At 72.3% G+C, this 18,234-nt stretch carries 14 protein-coding genes; 7 read left to right on the forward strand and 7 right to left on the reverse strand.

The window, feature by feature from the left end; all coding sequences use genetic code 11:
• Positions 1 to 5: 5 nt before the first annotated feature.
• The 4 genes from ACF1BN_RS18700 to ACF1BN_RS18715 all read left to right on the forward strand — a co-directional run bounded on the left by ACF1BN_RS18700 (position 6) and on the right by ACF1BN_RS18715 (position 5,163).
• Positions 6 to 1,592, forward strand: coding sequence for an NADH-quinone oxidoreductase subunit M (locus ACF1BN_RS18700; RefSeq protein WP_387270953.1), 1,587 nt, complete (start codon positions 6 to 8; stop codon positions 1,590 to 1,592).
• Positions 1,589 to 3,238 (forward strand): NADH-quinone oxidoreductase subunit NuoN, encoded by a 1,650-nt coding sequence (gene nuoN, locus ACF1BN_RS18705; RefSeq protein ID WP_392332697.1) that lies wholly within the window; start codon positions 1,589 to 1,591, stop codon positions 3,236 to 3,238. Before ACF1BN_RS18700 ends, nuoN begins: the two co-directional genes overlap by 4 nt.
• Before the next feature lie 145 nt (positions 3,239 to 3,383).
• Positions 3,384 to 4,298, forward strand: coding sequence for an AraC family transcriptional regulator (locus ACF1BN_RS18710; protein ID WP_392332698.1), 915 nt, complete (start codon positions 3,384 to 3,386; stop codon positions 4,296 to 4,298).
• A 40-nt stretch (positions 4,299 to 4,338) separates the two neighbouring features.
• A complete protein-coding gene (locus ACF1BN_RS18715) occupies positions 4,339 to 5,163 on the forward strand; it encodes a carbohydrate-binding protein (protein ID WP_392332699.1) in 825 nt (274 codons plus the stop codon).
• On the opposite strand, the gene fahA is transcribed toward ACF1BN_RS18715, so the two are convergent.
• Complete coding sequence (fahA, locus tag ACF1BN_RS18720) at positions 5,160 to 6,386, reverse strand: fumarylacetoacetase (protein WP_392332700.1); 1,227 nt, start codon at positions 6,384 to 6,386, stop codon at positions 5,160 to 5,162. The genes ACF1BN_RS18715 and fahA overlap by 4 nt on opposite strands.
• Before the next feature lie 280 nt (positions 6,387 to 6,666).
• Between fahA and ACF1BN_RS18725 the strand changes: the two genes are divergently transcribed.
• Complete coding sequence (locus tag ACF1BN_RS18725) at positions 6,667 to 8,043, forward strand: LAETG motif-containing sortase-dependent surface protein (protein WP_392332701.1); 1,377 nt, start codon at positions 6,667 to 6,669, stop codon at positions 8,041 to 8,043.
• 41 nt (positions 8,044 to 8,084) lie between these two features.
• Here ACF1BN_RS18725 and ACF1BN_RS18730 read toward each other — a convergent pair whose 3' ends face one another.
• Both ACF1BN_RS18730 and ACF1BN_RS18735 read right to left on the reverse strand, forming a co-directional pair.
• Positions 8,085 to 10,127: a CocE/NonD family hydrolase gene (locus ACF1BN_RS18730; RefSeq protein ID WP_392332702.1), complete on the reverse strand. Its 2,043-nt coding sequence runs from the start codon at positions 10,125 to 10,127 to the stop codon at positions 8,085 to 8,087.
• A 9-nt stretch (positions 10,128 to 10,136) separates the two neighbouring features.
• Positions 10,137 to 11,654 carry a peptide MFS transporter gene (locus ACF1BN_RS18735; RefSeq protein WP_392332703.1) on the reverse strand — a complete coding sequence of 506 codons (1,518 nt, stop codon included), beginning with the start codon at positions 11,652 to 11,654 and terminating at the stop codon, positions 10,137 to 10,139.
• A 218-nt stretch (positions 11,655 to 11,872) separates the two neighbouring features.
• Between ACF1BN_RS18735 and ACF1BN_RS18740 the strand changes: the two genes are divergently transcribed.
• Together ACF1BN_RS18740 and ACF1BN_RS18745 are read left to right on the forward strand one after the other, a co-directional pair.
• Positions 11,873 to 12,883, forward strand: coding sequence for a polyprenyl synthetase family protein (locus tag ACF1BN_RS18740; RefSeq protein WP_392332914.1), 1,011 nt, complete (start codon positions 11,873 to 11,875; stop codon positions 12,881 to 12,883).
• A 150-nt stretch (positions 12,884 to 13,033) separates the two neighbouring features.
• Positions 13,034 to 14,233, forward strand: a complete 1,200-nt coding sequence (locus ACF1BN_RS18745; RefSeq protein WP_392332704.1) for an outer membrane lipoprotein carrier protein LolA — start codon at positions 13,034 to 13,036, stop codon at positions 14,231 to 14,233.
• A 99-nt stretch (positions 14,234 to 14,332) separates the two neighbouring features.
• On the opposite strand, the gene ACF1BN_RS18750 is transcribed toward ACF1BN_RS18745, so the two are convergent.
• The 4 genes from ACF1BN_RS18750 to ACF1BN_RS18765 form a co-directional block, all read right to left on the reverse strand.
• Complete coding sequence (locus ACF1BN_RS18750; RefSeq protein WP_392332705.1) at positions 14,333 to 15,634, reverse strand: M28 family metallopeptidase; 1,302 nt, start codon at positions 15,632 to 15,634, stop codon at positions 14,333 to 14,335.
• A 233-nt stretch (positions 15,635 to 15,867) separates the two neighbouring features.
• Positions 15,868 to 16,680 carry a MerR family transcriptional regulator gene (locus ACF1BN_RS18755; protein ID WP_392332706.1) on the reverse strand — a complete coding sequence of 271 codons (813 nt, stop codon included), beginning with the start codon at positions 16,678 to 16,680 and terminating at the stop codon, positions 15,868 to 15,870.
• Complete coding sequence (locus ACF1BN_RS18760) at positions 16,673 to 17,218, reverse strand: VOC family protein (RefSeq protein WP_392332707.1); 546 nt, start codon at positions 17,216 to 17,218, stop codon at positions 16,673 to 16,675. The genes ACF1BN_RS18755 and ACF1BN_RS18760 overlap by 8 nt, the downstream gene beginning before the upstream one ends.
• Positions 17,219 to 17,236: 18 nt before the next feature.
• The gene (locus ACF1BN_RS18765; protein ID WP_392332708.1) at positions 17,237 to 18,220 is read right to left on the reverse strand and encodes a helix-turn-helix domain-containing protein; all 984 of its coding nucleotides are present in this window, start codon (positions 18,218 to 18,220) and stop codon (positions 17,237 to 17,239) included.
• Positions 18,221 to 18,234: the final 14 nt, after the last annotated feature.

Raw genomic sequence — 18,234 nt, forward strand, 5'->3', positions numbered from 1 at the left:
CGCCGATGTCCTTTCCCCTTCTGACGTTGACGGCAGCGGTACCGGCGGTCGGTGCGATCCTCACCGCCGCCGTGCCCGCCGCCCGCCGCACCGCCGCCAAGTGGCTGGCGCTGACCGTCTCACTGGTCACGCTCGTCCTCGCCGGTCTCGTCTTCGCCCGCTTCGAGCCGGGCGGCGACCGCTACCAGCTGGTCGAGTCCCACTCCTGGATCAGGGACTTCGGCGTCCGCTACGAACTGGGCGTCGACGGCATCGGGGTGGCGCTGATCGCGCTCACCGCGCTGCTGATCCCCTTCATCATCCTGGCCGGCTGGCACGACGCCGACCCCCTGGAGACCTCCTCGAAGAGGTGGCGGCCGACGCAGGGCTTCTTCGCCCTGATCCTCATGGTCGAGGCGATGGTGATCCTCTCCTTCGAGGCCACCGACGTCTTCCTCTTCTACATCCTCTTCGAAGCCATGCTCATCCCGATGTACTTCCTCATCGGCGGCTTCGGCGACCGCGCGCACAGCGGCTCCGACGAGAACGCGGCGGCGCAGCGCTCCTACGCGGCGGTCAAGTTCCTCCTCTACAACCTGGTCGGCGGGCTCATCATGCTGGCCGCCGTCATCGGGCTCTACACGGTCGCGGGGAACTTCTCGCTCACGGAGATCGCCGAGGCCCGGGCGAACGGCTCGCTGGAGATGGCGTCCGCCACGGAGAAGTGGCTCTTCCTCGGCTTCTTCTTCGCCTTCGCGGTGAAGGCGCCGCTGTGGCCGCTGCACACCTGGCTGCCGAACGCCATGGGGGAGGCGACCGCCCCGGTCGCCGTCCTCATCACCGCGGTGGTCGACAAGGTCGGCACCTTCGCGATGCTCCGCTTCTGCCTCGGCCTCTTCCCCGAGGCGAGCAAGTGGGCCACCCCCGCGATCATCGTGCTCGCCCTGATCAGCATCGTCTACGGCGCGCTGCTCGCGGTCGGCCAGCGTGACATCAAGCGGCTGGTCGCCTACGCGTCGATCTCCCACTTCGGCTTCATCATCCTGGGCATCTTCGCGATGACCAGCCAGGGCCAGTCGGGCGCCACGCTCTACATGGTCAACCACGGCATCTCCACCGCCGCCCTGATGCTGGTCGCCGGCTTCCTCATCTCCCGGCGCGGCTCGCGGCTCATCGCCGACTACGGCGGTGTGCAGAAGGTCGCCCCGGTCCTCGCCGGCACCTTCCTCATCGGCGGTCTGGCGACCCTGTCGCTGCCCGGACTCGCCCCGTTCGTCAGCGAGTTCCTGGTCCTGGTGGGCACCTTCGCCCGCTATCCGGTGGCCGGGATCGTCGCCACCACCGGCATCGTCCTCGCCGCGCTCTACGTCCTCGTCCTCTACCAGCGGACGATGACCGGCCCGGTGAAGGAGGAGGTCCGCACGATGCCCGACCTGCGGCCGCGCGAGCTCGCGGTGGTCGCCCCGCTCATCGCCGTCCTGATCTTCCTCGGCGTCTTCCCGAAGCCGCTGACGGACGTGGTCAACCCGGCCGTCCGGCACACCATGTCGGACGTCCAGCGCACCGACCCCACCCCTGAAGTCCCCGTCCAGAACGTGGAGGCGGCCAAGTGAACGCCCTCGCTGTCCACAGCCTGTGGACGACGGCCGCCGAGCCGCTGAACAAGATCCCGGCACCGAAGATCGAGTACACCCAGCTCGCCCCGGTGCTGATCGTCGTCGGCGCGGCGATCCTCGGGATCCTCGTCGAGGCCTTCGTGCCCCGAAGGGGCCGCTACCTCACCCAGGTCTTCCTCTCGGTCCTGGCGCTCGCGGCCTCCTTCGCCGCCGTCGTCGGCCTCGCGGCCGGCGGCTTCGGCACCACCAAGGCCGGCATCGCGGCGATGGGCGCCATCGCCGTCGACGGCCCCGCCCTCTTCCTCCAGGGCACGATCCTGCTCGCCTCGATCGTCTCCGTCCTCACCTTCGCCGAGCGCAGGCTCGACCCGGCCGACCACGGCCACAGGGTCGACTCCTTCGCCGCCGAGGCCGCCGCCGTCCCCGGCGGCGACCACGAGAAGGCGGCCGTCAAGGCCGGCTTCACCACCACCGAGGTCTTCCCGCTCGCGCTCTTCGCGATCGCCGGCATGCTGGTCTTCCCGGCCGCCAACGACCTCCTGACCCTCTTCATCGCGCTGGAGGTCTTCTCCCTCCCGCTCTACCTGCTCTGCGCCGTCGCCCGCCGCAAGCGCCTCCTCTCCCAGGAGGCGGCGGTCAAGTACTTCCTCCTCGGCGCCTTCTCCTCGGCCTTCCTGCTCTTCGGGATCGCCCTCCTCTACGGCTACGCGGGCTCCGTCTCGTACGCCGCCATCGCCGACGTCGTCGACGGCGCCGTCGCCTCCGTGAACCCGGCGCTCGCCGACACCATGGGCAACGACGTGCTGCTGCTCATCGGCTTCGCGCTGCTCCTCACGGGCCTGCTCTTCAAGGTCGGCGCGGTCCCCTTCCACATGTGGACCCCGGACGTCTACCAGGGCGCCCCGACCCCGGTGACCGGCTTCATGGCCGCCGCCACCAAGGTCGCCGCCTTCGGCGCGCTGCTCCGCCTGCTGTACGTGGTGATGCCCGGCCTCACCTGGGACTGGCGCCCGGTCATGTGGGGCGTCGCGATCGTCACGATGCTCGGCGGCGCGGTCGTCGCCATCACCCAGACCGACATCAAGCGGCTGCTCGCCTACTCGTCGATCGCGCACGCGGGCTTCCTCCTCGCGGGCGTCATCGCCGCGACGCCGAGCGGCATCTCGTCCGTCCTCTTCTACCTGGGCGCCTACTCCTTCGTGACCATCGGCGCCTTCGCCGTCGTCACGCTGGTGCGGGATCCGGGCGGCGAGGCCACCCACCTCTCCAAGTGGGCCGGTCTGGGGCGCCGTTCGCCGCTGGTCGCGGCCGTCTTCGCGGTCTTCCTCCTCGCCTTCGCCGGCATCCCGCTGACCTCCGGCTTCTCCGGCAAGTTCGCGGTCTTCAAGGCGGCGGCGGAGGGCGGCGCGGGCGCGCTCGTGGTCGTCGGCGTCATCGCCTCGGCGGTGGCGGCGTTCTTCTACATCCGGGTGATCGTGCTGATGTTCTTCAGCGAGCCGAAGGCGGACGGCCCCACGGTCGCCGTGCCCTCGATCATGACCACCCTCGCCATCACCGCGGGCGTGGTCGTCACCCTGGTCCTCGGCCTCGCGCCGCAGTACTTCCTGGACCTGGCGAGCCAGGCGAGCGTCTTCGTGCGCTGAACACCCGCGGACAGGGCCCGGCTCGGGGGCGAGCCGGGCCCTTCCGCGTGTCCGGGGGGAGGCCTCCGGGTCCTCCTGACAGGCGGCGGTCCGCGTGGGATCGTGGGCGGGGCGAATGGTCTGTACCTGTCGGGGAGGGGATTCCGTGCGCGGGACGACGGTCTTACCCGGGGTGCCGTGCGAGGCGCCCCGGGAGGGGGAGCCGCCGGTGCACCGGCTGGAACTGCGGCTGCCCGAGCAGGTGCCCTTCGCGGCCGGCGGGTTCGACGCCATGGGGCCGATGTCCCGGGCCGACTACCCGCACCGGCACACCTTCTACGAGATCGTGCACGTCGTCGAGGGCAGCGGGGTGCACGTCATCGACACCGGACGGTACGCCGTGCGGCCGCCGCAGCTGGGGGTGATCCTGCCGGGCCAGGTGCACCGCTGGGAGGGCGTGCGCGGTCTGGAGGGCTCGCTCGTGCTGTTCACGCCCGAGTTCCTCGTCGACGGGGCGGACGACCTGGCGCTGCTGCGACGCCTCGGGGAGCGGCCGTGGGCGGACCTGGACGACGCCGCGCACGCGCGGACCTCGCTGCTGATGGAGGAACTGGCCGAGGAGTACCGGCACGGCGACGACGGCTTCGCCGGGGTGCTGCGCTCGCTGCTGCACGTCCTGCTCGTGCGGGCCGCCCGCGTGCCGGGCGGGCGGGTCGTCGGGCCGGCGCGGGGGCTCGCCGAGGAGTTCCTCGGGCTCGCGGGGCGGGCCACCGAAGGGATGTCCGTACGCGCCTGCGCCGAGCGGCTGGGCGTCACCCCCGGGCACCTGACCGAGGTGGTGCGCCAGGCCACCGGGCGGACGCCCGCCGCCCTGCTGCGGGAGGCCCGGGTGCGGGAGGCGCAGCGGCTGCTCGTGGCCACCGGACTGTCCGTGCGGCAGGTGGCCGCGCGGGTCGGGTTCGAGGATCCCGCCTACTTCTGCCGGTTCTTCCGGCGGGAGGTCGGGCGCAGCCCGGGGGATTTTCGAAAACACCACGACCGCCCCGTTCCGTCCATCGAAGGCGCGGAGGGGAGCTCGTAGGTTCGTGCCGACCCCAGCCCCCACCTGAGGAGCCAGGCACATGGACACCGAGAGCACCACCAGCACCGGGCACGTCACCCGCAAGGCCGTGCTGCGGGCGGCGCTGGCGGCCGGGATGGCCGCGCCCGCCGTCCTCATGGGCGTCCCGGCGCTCGCCCGCACGCTGGGCGACAGCGGGACCGCCCTCGACCTCACCCCGACCTGCGACGACGGCGACGACCCCACCCCGCCGCAGATGGAGGGGCCGTACTTCAAGCCCAACTCGCCGCTGCGCTCCAGCATGCCGGACGGGCCGGGCACGCGGCTGACGGTCAGCGGCTACGTCTTCGGGCGGGCCTGCCGGCCGATATCCGGGGTCCTGCTGGACTTCTGGCAGGCTGACGTCAACGGCGCCTACGACAACACCGGGTTCAAGTTCCGCGGGCACCAGTTCACCGGCGCGGACGGGGCGTTCAAGCTCACCACCATCGTCCCCGGGCTCTACCCCGGGCGGACCCGCCACATCCACGTCAAGGTGCAGGCGCCCGGATGGCCGGTCCTCACCACGCAGCTGTACTTCCCGAACGAGCCCCGGAACAACACCGACTCGCTCTTCGACCCGCGTCTGCTCATGACCGTCAGGGACGGCGGCGGGGGCCGGGAGGCCGCCTTCGACTTCGTGCTCGACGTGAAGCAGGACCCGGGCCCGACGCCCACCCCCACGCCGACCACCGCGCCGCCCGGCGGCACCTGGGCCGCCGGACGGACGTACACGGCGGGGGACAGGGTGACGTACGGCGGTGTGGGCTACGTGTGCCTCCAGGCCCACACCGCCATCGCCGGCTGGGAGCCGCCGAACGTCCCCGCCCTGTGGCGGGTCGGCTAGGGCGTGGGCGCGATCCGGCCCCGGACCTCGCCGAGTCCCACCTTCGTGCCGTCCGGGCCCGGCGCCCACGCGGTGAGGACGACCTCGTCGCCGTCCTCCAGGAACGTCCGCTTGCCGCCGGAGAGTTCGATCGCGTCCCGGCCGTTCCACGTCAGCTCCAGGAGCGAGCCGCGCTGGCCGACCTCGGGGCCGGAGACCGTGCCGGAGCCGTAGAGGTCGCCGGTACGGAGGGAGGCGCCGTTCACCGTCATGTGGGCGAGCTGCTGCGCGGCCGTCCAGTACATGGTGGAGAACGGCGGCTCCGCCACCACCTCCCCGTTGATCTCCACGGAGATCCGCACGTCGAAGCCGCCCGGCTCCTCCTCCGCCGCGTCGTCCAGGTACGGCAGGAGGGGGAAGTCCCGGGCCGGCGGCGCGGTACGGGCCGCGTCCAGGGCCTCCAGGGGCGTCACCCACGCCGACACCGAGGTCTGGAAGGACTTGCCGAGGAACGGGCCCAGCGGCACGTACTCCCACGCCTGCACGTCCCGGGCCGACCAGTCGTTCAGCAGCGTCAGGCCGAAGACGTGGTCCCGGAAGGCGGCGAGCGGCACCGGGCGGCCCAGCTCCGACGGGGTGCCGACGAGGAAGCCGACCTCCGCCTCGATGTCCAGCTTCACCGACGGGCCGAAGACCGGCGCCGCGTCGGCGGGCGTCTTCCGCTGCCCCGAGGGGCGCACCACGTCCGTGCCGGAGACCACGACCGTGCCCGCCCGGCCGTGGTAACCGATCGGCAGGTGCTTCCAGTTGGGGGTCAGCGGCTCGCCGTCGGGGCGGAACATGCGGCCCACGTTGGTCGCGTGGTGCTCGCTCGCGTAGAAGTCCACGTAGTCGGCGACCGTGTACGGCAGGTGCAGCGTCACCGCGTCCAGGGGGTGCAGCAGCGGCTCGATCTCGGCGCGGTGCGCCGGGACCGTCACCCACGCCGTCAGGGCGCGCCGGACGTCCCGCCAGGTGGTCCGCCCGGCGGCGAGCAGCGGGTCGAGGCTCGGCCGCGCCAGGAGGGAGGCGTACGGGGAGCCGAGCGCGTGCGCTGCGGCCCCCGCGTCCAGCACGTGCCCGCCGATCCGGACGCCGAGCCGGCGGCGGCCGGGCTCGTCGGCGGTGCTGAAGACGCCGTACGGGAGGTTGTGCGGGCCGAAGGGGTCGCCCTCGGCCAGGTCGAGCGGGCTGTGCTCGGACATCGGTGCGTGCCTCGCTTTCGATGATGGGTGAGGGACACGTTACGGGGCGGGCCGCCGGGCGAGGATGACATGGATCACAGAGAAACCGGGGGCTCCGTGGGCAACTGCGGGGATTGGCCGGATTCGTCCGCGAGGTGGCGGCGACTCCGCGCCCGAGCTGCGAAAACGCCCCTGTCGAAGGGCTGTTCCGCGCCATACGATCATGGCGGTGTCGCCCCGCGTGAGGACTGCCGCAGGCGCGCCGCACTCTCTTCTTCCCTGACCAGGAAAAGGTCCCTACGTGAAGATCCGCCGTATTCTCGCGACCGCCGTGGCGGCCGCCGTCACGACGCCGGTCGTGTTCCTGTCCGCCGGCACGGCCGTCGCGGACACCCCGAAGCCGTCCCAGAAGCAGACCGCCGGCACCGCCGACCACGAGGACGACGAAGTCCCGACCATCGCGGAGCTGGAAGAGGCCGTCAAGACCGCGCAGGCGAAGGTCGACGACCTCAAGGACAAGCGCGCGAAGCTGCTGAAGGACATCGACGAGAAGAAGGTCGACGCGGCCGTTCAGGCCGAGTACGACGCCGCGAAGCAGGCGTACGACGACGCGAAGGCCGCCGGCGCCACCGCCGTCCAAGCGGTGACCGCGGCCGAGGCCGAGCTCAAGAAGGTCACCGAGGACCCGGCCTCCACCGAGCAGCAGAAGTCCGACGCCACGAAGGCCGTCGAGGACGCGGTGAAGAAGCGGGACGAGGCCACGGCGGCCGAGAAGACCGCCAAGGAGCGCTTCGACGCCGCCGACGAGGCCCTGATCGACGCCCACGTGGCGCTGACCCAGGAGTACACCCGCCTCGGCAAGCAGCTGGAGAGCGCCGAGGAGGAGCTCGCCCAGGCCAAGGAGGACCTGGAGTTCTGGGAGTCGATCGGGGAGGGGTGCAAGGAGGACTCCTCGCTCTCCTTCTCCCTCACCGGACCCGACAAGATCGCGGCCGGCGGCAGCGGCGTCTTCACGCTGTCCCTCACCAACGTCTCGGACCGCCCCCTGGACGACGTCCAGGCGTGGCCCGGCGTCGCGATCTTCGGTACCCCGGACGAGGACGAGCTGGACCCGGAGCACCCGCCGGCCCTCGAGCGCGCCACGGTCGAGTGGTCCTCCGAGGACGTCCTGGAGTGGACCCCGCTGACCGACGAGTTCGACACCGCCGAGTTCGGCGGCATCGACAAGGGCCACACGTCCGAGGTCAAGCTGCGGGTCACTGTCGACGGCGACGCGCCGCTGAACCAGGGCGTGCTGCACGCCTCGGCGATGTACGAGAACGACGACCGCTCCTGCGGCATCAGCGACAAGACCGTCGAGGCGTGGTTCGACGTCACCGGCACCGACAAGGGCGAGCCGACCCCGTCGGAGAAGCCGACCGCGGAGACCGAGTCCCCGTCCCCGGAGCCGTCCCCGTCGACGTCCACCCCCACCCCGGCGGCCACGTCGGGCACGACGGGCACGACGGGCAACAACACCACCGCGCAGGGCGGCTCCTCGAACACCTCGGTGAACGGTGAGCTCGCCGAGACCGGTTCGAGCGACGCCATGCCGAAGCTCGCGGCGGCGGCCGGCGCCGCCCTCGCCCTCGGCGTGGGCGCGCTGTTCCTGGCCCGCCGCCGCAAGGCCGGCGCCTAGGAGTCACCCGCACCCCCGCGATCCCCCGTACGGCCCAGGGCTCAGCCCGCCGTGCGGGGGATCCGCTTCTCCCAGGTGCGGTGGAAGACGACCTCGCCGCCCTCCTTGCACACCACCTCGTCGGAGGTGTGGAAGGAGTCGGCGTCGCAGCTGATCTCGGAGCGGGTGTCGATGGTGACGTCCCAGGCGAGTTCCGGGCGGTGCAGCCGGATGTGCCACTCCGAGCGGGTGCGGGCGGAGAGCGGGTCGTCCTCGGCGATCGTGTAGGTCTCCACGGCGTCCTCGGTGAACTCCAGGCCGTCCGGGTACACGCGCGTGCCGCCGTACTTCGGGTCCACCTGGAGGGTCCACTCGCCCTTGGCGACGTCCCGGAGCACCAGCCGCTCGGGGCGGGTCTCCTCGGGGGTCCGCAGGGTCGACGGGGACGACACGCCGAGCGGCGGGGACTGCTCGGGTTCCTCGAAGGACACCGTGTCGTCCGTGTGGGCGCGGACCGGAAGGGTGAGGGAGGAGCCGGCCGGGTCGAGGGTGAAGCCGGCCGCGTCGGGCTGCGGCCAGATCCACGGCCAGTACGCGGAGGAGATCGCGAGCCGGACCCGGTGGCCGGGCGGGAAGGTGTGTCCGATGCCGTTCAGCTCGAAGCGGTAGGTCTCCCACTCGCCGGGCTGCGCGTCGACGGCCCGGTCGCGGCCGTAGCGGGCGGAGACGTTCAGGGCGCCGCGGGTGACCAGGGTGGAGGAGCCGTCCGGGGCGATGTCGCAGAGCCGGGCGATGATCTGCCCGGTGGGTGCCCGTGTCATCAGGCGGAGGCCGACCGAGGGGCGGCCGAGGATCTCGATCGGGGTGCCGCCGTCGGACTCCGCCGGCACGGGGAAGTCGAAGCAGGCCGAGTGGGCGTCCTCGTCGCGCTGGTCGGGCGGCAGGTCGGCGTCGTTGCCGAAGGGGAAGAAGCGGCCCGCGTCGATGCCGGTCTGCTGCGGCGAGTCGACGACGACGTGCTCGCCCTGGAAGCCGTACGTGACCGGGGTGACGTGCGGCGAGGGCCAGGAGGGGTCGGCGACCCAGCGGCCCGGCAGCTCGGCGTAGACGGTGGCCGGCGGGTGCGACTCGCTGATCCAGGCGCGGAGCAGCGGCTGGGCCATGGCGTCGTCGGCGGCGGAGGCGCTGTCGGACCCGGCCGCGTCCTTGAGGTGGTGGTCCCACCAGCGGAGGGTCTCCTGGAGGAAGCCGATGGCGGGGCCGGGTGGCAGCCCGCGGTCGGGGTACTGGTGGGACCAGGGGCCGATGATGCCGCGGACCCGGTCCTGGGGGAGGTGTTCGACCAGACGGAGGACGGTGTCCCGGTACGGGTCGTGCCAGCCGCCGACGGCGAGGACGGCGGCTTGGATCGCGGAGTAGTCCTCGCAGACGCTGCCGTGCCTCCAGTAGTCGTCCCGGGTCTGGTGGGAGAGCCAGGTGTGGACGAAGGGCTCGACGGCCTCCAGGCGGCGCAGCCACAGCTCCCGCCACTCCTCGCCGGCGTACCGCGGGTCCGGGGGGCGGCTGACGAAGGCGAGCATGGTGGCGGCCCAGGCGTGCATGTCGACGCCGAGGACGGAGCCGCCCATGTAGTGGACGTCGTTGTCGTAGCGGTCGTCGGTGGAGCAGACGGTGACGACCGCCTTGAGCGGTTCGGGGGCGAGGGCGGCGATCTGGAGGCTGTTGAAGCCGCCCCAGGAGATGCCGAACATGCCGACCTTGCCGGTGCACCAGGGCTGCTCGGCGAGCCAGTTCACGACGGCGACGCCGTCGGCGAGCTCGGTGGCGTCGTACTCGTCCCCGGGCAGGCCCTCGCTGTTGCCGTGGCCGCGGACGTCCACCCGGACGGAGGCGTAGCCGTGGCCCGCGTACCAGGGGTGGCGCTGCCAGTCGCGGGGCGCGGTCCAGTCGGTGAGCCGGTAGGGCAGGTACTCCAGGAGGGCGGGGACGGGCTCGTCGGTGAGCGGCCGCCACACGCGCGCGTACAGCCTGGTGCCGTCCGGCAGCGGGATGCGGATGTCCTCGTGCCGGGTCTCGTACGGGAAGTCGGTACGGATCTTCGTCATCGGGTCACCTCAGTGGACGGGGTGCATGGTGCGGCGCAGCCAGGGCGCCAGGGCGATCACGGCGAGGCCGACGGCGACGGCGATGGCGCCGTTGACGCCGAAGTAGGCGGGCTTGGAGACGTCGTCGTAGAGCTTCACGGTCTGTGCCTGGATGCCGTTGGCGAGGGCGAGGGAGAGGAACCAGAGCGACATGGTCTGGCTGGAGAACGCCTTGGGGGCGAGCTTGCTGGTGGCGGACATGCCGGAGGTCTCCAGGAGCACGTCGCCGAGGCCGAGCAGGAGGTAGGAGCCGACGATCCACCAGGCCGCCATCTCGTACGTGTCGTCGGCGTGGCCCGAGGTCGGCAGGACCATCAGGAGGAAGGACAGGCCGCCGAGGATCACGCCGAAGGCGATCTTGTTGGAGGCGTGCGGCTGCTTGTGCCCCATCCGGGCCCAGACGGCGGCCACCACGGGCGCCAGGGCGACCTCGAAGGCGCCGAGGGCGGAGGCGTACCAGCTGGGCGGGAAGTCGAAGCCGAGGATGGTCGTGCGGGCGTTGGACTGGGCCAGCAGCATCATCGTGGAGTACGCCTGGAAGAGGATGAAGTTGAACGCCACCGAGGCCAGGAAGAGCACGATGTACGGCTTGAGGCGGCCGCGCTCCTCGGCGGTGACCCGGGGGCTGGTGAACATCACCCAGAAGTAGACGACCGGCGCGATCACCGAGATCAGCGTCAGGAGGTCCACGAACCGGTCCATGGTGAGCCAGCCCGCCGCCGCCAGCGCGACGGCCGCCGCGGCGACGACCGCGGCGCCCGCGCCCATCAGGAGCCACGCGCGGCGCAGGGCGTCCGGCGCGAGGGGGAACTCGGCGGTGTGCCGCTTGCCCGCGAGGTGGCGGCGCCCGGCGACGTACTGGATCAGGCCGAAGGTCATGCCGACGGCGGCGGCCGAGAAGCCCCAGTGGTAGCCCTCGTGGTCGGCGAGCCAGCCGGTGATCAGCGGTCCGGCGAAGGCGCCGATGTTGATCGCCATGTAGTAGAGGGCGAAGCCGGCGTCGCGGCGGTCGTCGTCGGTGCGGTACAGCTTGCCGACCATGGTGGCCACGTTCGGCTTGAGCAGGCCGGTGCCGGCGCTGATCAGGCCGAGGCCGACCCAGGTCATCGCGGCGGTGGGGACCGCCATGGCGTAGTGGCCGCAGGCGATGAGGATGCCGCCCCACAGGACCGCCCGGTACGAGCCGAGGATCCGGTCGGCGAGCCAGCCGCCGGCCACCGAGACCAGGTAGACGAGGGTGCCGTAGGCGGCGGAGACGGAGGCGGCGGTGCCGGCCGCCATGCCGAGGCCGCCGTCCGACACGGCCGCGGCGAAGTACAGGACGAGGATGGCCTGCATGCCGAGGAAGGAGAACCGCTCCCAGACCTCCAGGCCGGAGAGGGCGAGGAGGCCGCGGGGATGGCCCAGGAAGGCGCGGTCGTCCTCGGGGGGCGGTCGCTCCCCGTCGCCGTCGTCCCAGTCGTCCTTGTCGATCGCTGTTCGAGACAATTCACGCACTCCATGTCGTATCAGCTGATCACGAACATACCGGGGGTGACGGGAAGGCGCCCACGGTGATCGAAACGTGACCGGATACGCTGGCTGGAGTGCATCTCAGCGACACCTCGACCAGCCGTGTGACCACCGACACCGTGTGATCACCACCCCGACCGTGTGATCGTCGCCATGTGACCGACAGCAGGCGTCAGCAGACAGGAGACCCCCTCGTGACCGTCGTCGGGCCGTTCGGGCTTAGCGTGCGGGACCAGGCTCTTGAGGCCGATGTCCAGACCGGGTTGGCGGCCGTCGAGGCCGGCCTCCTCGACGCCACCAAGAGCGATGTCCCCTTCATCACCGAGGCCGCGCAGCACCTGGTGCTCGCCGGAGGCAAGCGGTTCCGCCCGCTGCTCGTGATGCTCGCCGCCCAGTTCGGCGACCCCTACGCGCCCGGCGTGGTGCCCGCCGCCGTCGTCGTGGAGCTCACCCACCTGGCCACGCTCTACCACGACGACGTCATGGACGAGGCGGCCGTCCGCCGGGGTGTGCCGAGCGCCAACAGCCGCTGGGGCAACTCGCTCGCCGTCCTCACGGGTGACTTCCTCTTCGCCCGCGCCTCGCACACCCTTGCGGACCTCGGTCCCGAGGCCGTTCGGATCCAGGCCGAGGCGTTCGAGCGGCTGGTCACCGGCCAGATCCTGGAGACCGCGGGGCCCGTCGACGGGCGCGACCCGGTCGACCACTACCTCGACGTCCTCGGCGGCAAGACCGGCTCCCTCGTCGCCGTCTCCTGCCGCTTCGGCGCCATGATGTCCGGCGCCGACGAGTCCGTCGTCGACATCCTCACCCAGTACGGCGAGCGGCTCGGCGTCGCCTTCCAGCTCGCCGACGACGTCCTCGACATCGCCTCCGAGGGCCACGAGTCCGGCAAGACCCCCGGCACCGACCTCCGCGAGGGCGTCCCGACCCTCCCCGTCCTCCGCCTCCGCGCCGCCGCCGCGGCCCACGGCCGCCCCGAGGACCTGGAGCTCGTCGCCCTGGTCGACGGCGACCTCACGGACGACGCCCGGCACGCCGAGGCGCTCCGCCTCCTCCGCGTCCACCCCGCCCTGGAGCAGGCCCGCCGCGACACCGTCCGCTACGCCGAGGAGGCCAGGGCCATGCTGACCCCCCTCCCCGACGGCTACGCCAAGTCGGCCCTCCGGGAGCTGTGCGACGCGGTGGTCCACCGCGCGGGCTGACCCTCCCCCGGGCCGGCCCGAACCCTAGGGGACGTCATCCCGGAGGGGTACACGAGGTTGAGCCCCCAGGCTGACGCTTCGCGGCCCCCGTCCTGGTGGGATAGGGGACATAGAGAAGCAGTCCGCCAGGGCACGGAGGGATCACAGACCATGGCAGCACAGCGAAAGACGAGTCGGTACGTCGTCCCGGTCGCGGTGGCCGGAATCGCCGCCGCGACCATCGGCCTCGTCCCGGCGCTCGCCGCGTCCGGCGACCCGGACCTGCCGGAGATCACGGCGCAGCAGCTCATCGAGAAGATCGCGGCCTCGGACACCCAGACGCTCTCCGGCACCCTCAAGGTCTCCACCGACCTCGGTCTGCCCGCCTTCGACGGGCTGCTCGGCGGGCTCGCGGGCGGCGCCGCGCAGGGCGGGGGCGAGGGCGAGGGTTCGGCCGATCCGGCCGCGCAGCTGACCAAGCTGGTCTCCGGCACCCACACCCTGAAGATCGCCGCCGACGGCCCCGAGCGCCAGAAGCTCACGCTGCTCGACGGCAAGGAGCAGTACAGCCTCGTCCACAACGGCGACGAGGTGTGGGCGTACGACTCCCGGTCCAACGAGGTCTTCCACGAGAAGGGCGTCGACGCCGACCCCGGCGAGGACGGCCCGGCTCCCGGCAAGGAGCTGCCGGCCAGCCCCAAGGACCTCGCCGACGAGGTCCTGAAGGCCGCCGGCGACACCACCTCGATCACCGTCGGCGGCACGGCGAACGTCGCCGGCCGTGACGCGTACCGCCTGGTGATCGAGCCGAAGCAGCAGGGCTCGACGGTCGACGCGATCACCATCGCGGTCGACGCGGCCACCGGCACCCCGCTGAAGTTCACGCTCGACTCCACCAGCGGCGGCAAGCCGGTCCTCGACGCCGGCTTCACCAAGGTCGACTTCGGCAGGCCGGCGGCCTCGGAGTTCGACTTCACCGTCCCGAAGGGCGCGAAGGTCACCGAGGGCGACGACGTCGAGGCCTCGCACAAGGACGTGGAGAAGGACCTGGAGAAGGAGTTCGGCGGGCTCGGGGACCTGGGCCTCGGCGGCGCCGGAGGCTTCGGCGAGGGCGACGTCAACGTGATCGGGGAGGGCTGGACGAGCATCGCCCGCCTCGACTCCGGCGCGCCCGCCCCGAAGACGGACGAGGCGCCGAAGGAGGTCCAGGGCTTCCTGGACTCGCTCGGCGAGAAGGTCAGCGGGAAGTTCGGCTCCGGCACGGTCTTCAAGACCAAGATCGTCAACGCGCTGATGACGGACGACGGCAAGGTCTACGTCGGCGCGGTCACCCCGGAGGCCCTGGTGGACGCGGCGAACGCGGCCGAGTAGGAGGGAAGTTGGAGCCCGGGTGGGTCGGGAGCAGGTCACCGGCCCACCCGGGTGGCTTGTGCCGCCGGCCTCCGGGAAGGCCGTCGGCGGGCGGGTCGGCTACGGGAAGGTCAGCTTGAACCCGTTGATGTAGCCGGCGTCGGCGGACGCGGTGTCCTGCGCGCGGAGCTTCCAGACCCCGTTGGCGACCTCGGAGGAGGCGTTCACGGTGAAGGTCTGCTGGATGTTGTCGGCGCTGCTGCCGGTCCTGTTGTGCAGGTTGTAGACCGAGCCGTCGGGCGCGATCAGGTCGACGACGAGGTCACCGCGCCAGGGGTGGATGATGTCCACGCCGACGGCGAGGGTGGCCGGGGCGTTGCCGGTGACACCCGAGACGGTCACGGAGGAGGTCACCGCGGCGCCGTTGTCCGGGATGGTGACGTCGGCGGTGTTCTCGAAGACCTTGCCGGTGGGCGGCGTGCTCGTGCCCGACAGCGTCCAGATCGCGTGCGCGATGGCGTCGCTGTTGCGGTCCAGGGCCGTGTCGTTGATGTTCGACAGGGTGTCGCACGAGGAGTGGTAGCAGCGGTCGAAGGCCGTGGCCGTACCGCCCCACTTGGACACCTGGGCGCTGGACTTGACCCGGCTGGCGCCGGTGAACAGTCCGCCGACCGGGATGCCGACGTTCTTGAACGAGGCGTGGTCGGAGCGGCCGTCGCCCTCGGTCTCGATCTCGGTGGGGACCCCGATGCCCGAGAAGAAGCCCTTGAAGGTCTGCTCGATCGTCGGGTCGTCGTCGTAGACGAAGTAGCCCGGGTTCGGCGAGCCGATCATGTCGAAGTTGAGGTAGCCCTTGACCTTCGCGCGCTCGGCGGTGGGCAGGTTGTTCACGTAGTGCTTGGACCCGACGAGGCCCAGCTCCTCCGCGCCCCACCAGCCGAAGCGCAGGTGCTTGGACGGCTGGTAGCCGGAGCGGGCGACGGTCAGCGCGGCCTCCAGGATCGCCGCGGAGCCGGAGCCGTTGTCGTTCATGCCGGGACCCGAGGTGACCGAGTCGAGGTGCGAGCCGGACATGATGACCTGGTTGGGGTCACCGCCCGGCCAGTCGGCTATCAGGTTGTAGCCGGTGGTGCCGTTGTACGTGAACTGCTGGACGCTCGTGGTGAAGCCGACCGCGTCCAGCTTCGCCTTCACGAAGTCGATGGACGCCTTGTAGCCGGGCCGGCCGTGCGCGCGGTTGCCGCCGTTGTTGGCGGCGATGGTCGAGAGGTCCGTCAGATGCTGCTTGACGTTGGCGACCGAGATGTCCGGCGCCGCGGTGGCGCCGGCGGGGGCCGCGGTGGCCGGCACGGCGCCGGCGAGGGCGCCGATGACGAGGGCCGAGGATCCGGCCAGGGCGGCGAGTCTCGCGGAGAGTTTCATGTGGGGGCTCCGGATTCCGAACAGGGATGGGACGGAACGTGCGAGCGCCTCGCACCGTGGGTGGCGCGAGGCGTTGGAGCTGTACGGGTGCGCCCGCGGGGGGTGCGAAGGGGATCCCCGTGGTTGGTGCGCGTGCTGAATGCTCAGTGACGTGACGATGTCCCGTCAAGACCTCAATCCGGTCAGTAGGGTTCGCTCAGCGGACGACGGGCCGTCCTCGCGCGCGCAGCGGCCTACCGCCAGGCGGCTGTGTCGGGGTCGATCCCATGGGCCCGCGCACTCGCCTCGACCGCACGGCGGAACCACCGCGCCAGGCCCGGACGGAGCGCGTCGTAGTGCGCGGCGAAGCCGGGATCCGTCGCGTACCGGCGGGCCAGCAGCACCTGCATCTCCCTGCTGAGGGGGAAGTACGCCGAGAAGACGGTCCGGTGCCGCTCCACGAGCGCGTCCGCCTCCGGGCTCCCCGGCGCGACGCCCGCCTCCGCCGCCGCCGCGAGCTCGCGGTCCAGGGCGGCCGTGGCGTCGGAGACGGCCTGCCACTCCTCGGGGGTGCGCGAGGCCGAACGCTCGGCGTACTGCCGCCACTGCCGGGTGTCCCCGTAGAGGGCCCGCGCCTTCGCCGGGCCTTCCGGATCCCACCCGGGGCCGAAGACCTCGGTCTGCTCGTCGGAGCTGAGGAGCACGCCCCGCTCGTGCGCCTCGATCATCCGGTCGAGGCCCTCGCCGAGCCGCCGGAGGCGCGCGATCCGCTCGGTGACCTGGGCGCGCTGGGCGCGCAGCGCGCCGGTCACGTCCGGGGCGCCGTCGTCCAGCACGGCCCGGATCTTCCCCAGGCCGAGCCCGAGCTCGCGGTAGACGACGACGCGGTGCAGGCGTTCCAGATCCGCGGCCGTGTAGAGCCGGTAGCCGGCCCCCGTGCGGAGCGAGGGCGACGCGAGGCCGATCTCGTCCCAGTGGTGCAGCGCGCGGACGGTCACGCCGAGCCGCGCGGCGGCCCGGCCGACGGTCAGGCCGTCCGCGTCCGTGTCGTGGGCGTCCTCAGGCATGTCCTCCATTCTCGCCGCCGCCCGGCGGGCGGATGCCGATGGCGGCGAGGTTCCGCGCCTCCTGGCTCGCGGGGTCGAAGGGCTTGGCGGCGGTGAGGACGATCCGGGCGTTCTCGGGGGTGATCACCTCCAGGTCCCGGGTGTTCCAGGGGGTGTCGCGGGGGCCGGAGACCGCGTCGGGCCGCAGCTTCCGGCACGCCTCGCCGACCTCCTCGACCTGCGAGAGGACGCCGGCGAAGCTGAAGCTCATGGCCGGCGGCCGCGCGGGGACGCTCTCCGCCGCGACGAGGAGCACGTCCTGGAAGGCCCAGCGGCGCAGGTGCACCAGGGTGCCGGGGATGCCGAACAGTTCGAAGAACCCGAGCCCCCGGACCCAGAAGTCCACGGACTCCGCCAGGTCGGCCGTGGGGATCGTCACGAAGGACGGCATGCCGTAGATGCCGTGGAACGGCTCGGGCGGCACGGCGTCCGGCCCGGGTGCGGGCACGGGGCTCATCTCGAAGGCGTCGTAGGGGGCGCCGGTGTGGTGGTCGCTCATGCGGACCACTGTTCGGCCTCACGCGACGTGAGGGTCAAGCGCGACGAGAGGGTCGAGCGCGACGTGAGGGTCGAGCGCGAGCGTCGCCGCTTCCTCCGCCCGGCAGTCCAGGCACCGCCCCGGCGTCGTCACCGACGCCGGGAAGGGCCGCTCGCACCCGTCGCAGACGAGGCGGGGCGCCGGGACGGCCCGTACGGGCGGCGGGGCCGGGAGCGGCGGCGGGAGCAGCACCTCCAGCCGGTAGGCCAGCAGCCCGTAGGGGTTCGCCAGGTCGGGCGGGAGGTCCGCGCGGAGCGTCCGGGACACGGCGTCCGGATGCGCCCCGCGCTCCAGCCAGGCCGTCACCCCCGGCGCCAGCCGCCGTACGTCCCGCTCGGACAGCAGCAGGCGGGGCTCGTGCGCCCGGAGCCCGGCGAGGAGGGCGGCGGCGGGGCGAGAGGCCTCGGGGAGCGGATCCGGGGCGGGGGACGGCCGCTTCGGGGCGGGGGACGGCCGCTCCGGGACGGGGGACGGTCGGCTCGGGGCGGGGGACGGCCGTTTCGGGGCGGGATCCGGGGGCTCCTCGGCCGGGGTCGGCGGCCCGTCCCCGGCGGCCGGTGGCTCCTGCGCGGGGGGCTGTCGCCGCTCACGCGGCGCCGGGGTCTCCCGTACGGCACCGGGGTCAGCCCCCGGCCGGTTGTACGAGACCGTGTACTGCACGAACCGGCCGTCCGGCTGCCGCTCCCGGGTGCGCCGGAGGAAGCCGGCCGCCTCCAGCTCCCGCAGGGCGGCGGCGATCCTCATCTCGCTCAGCCCCTTGGTGCGCAGGGCGAGCGCCTTGATCCCGACGGAGATGCCGGCCGGCAGCGACTGGATGACGACGGCGAGCCCGATCGCCGGGACCGTGAGATCCGGGTGCTGGGCGAGGTCGTTGCTGATCACGACGTACCGGGAGGTGAGCCGGACGTTGCGGTGAACGAGCCCATGGGCGGGCGGACGCGCGTTAGGGTGCACGGAAGCCATCGGGAAGAGCTACC

This window comes from Streptomyces sp. NPDC014861 (assembly GCF_043081625.1).
GTDB lineage: Bacteria > Actinomycetota > Actinomycetes > Streptomycetales > Streptomycetaceae > Streptomyces.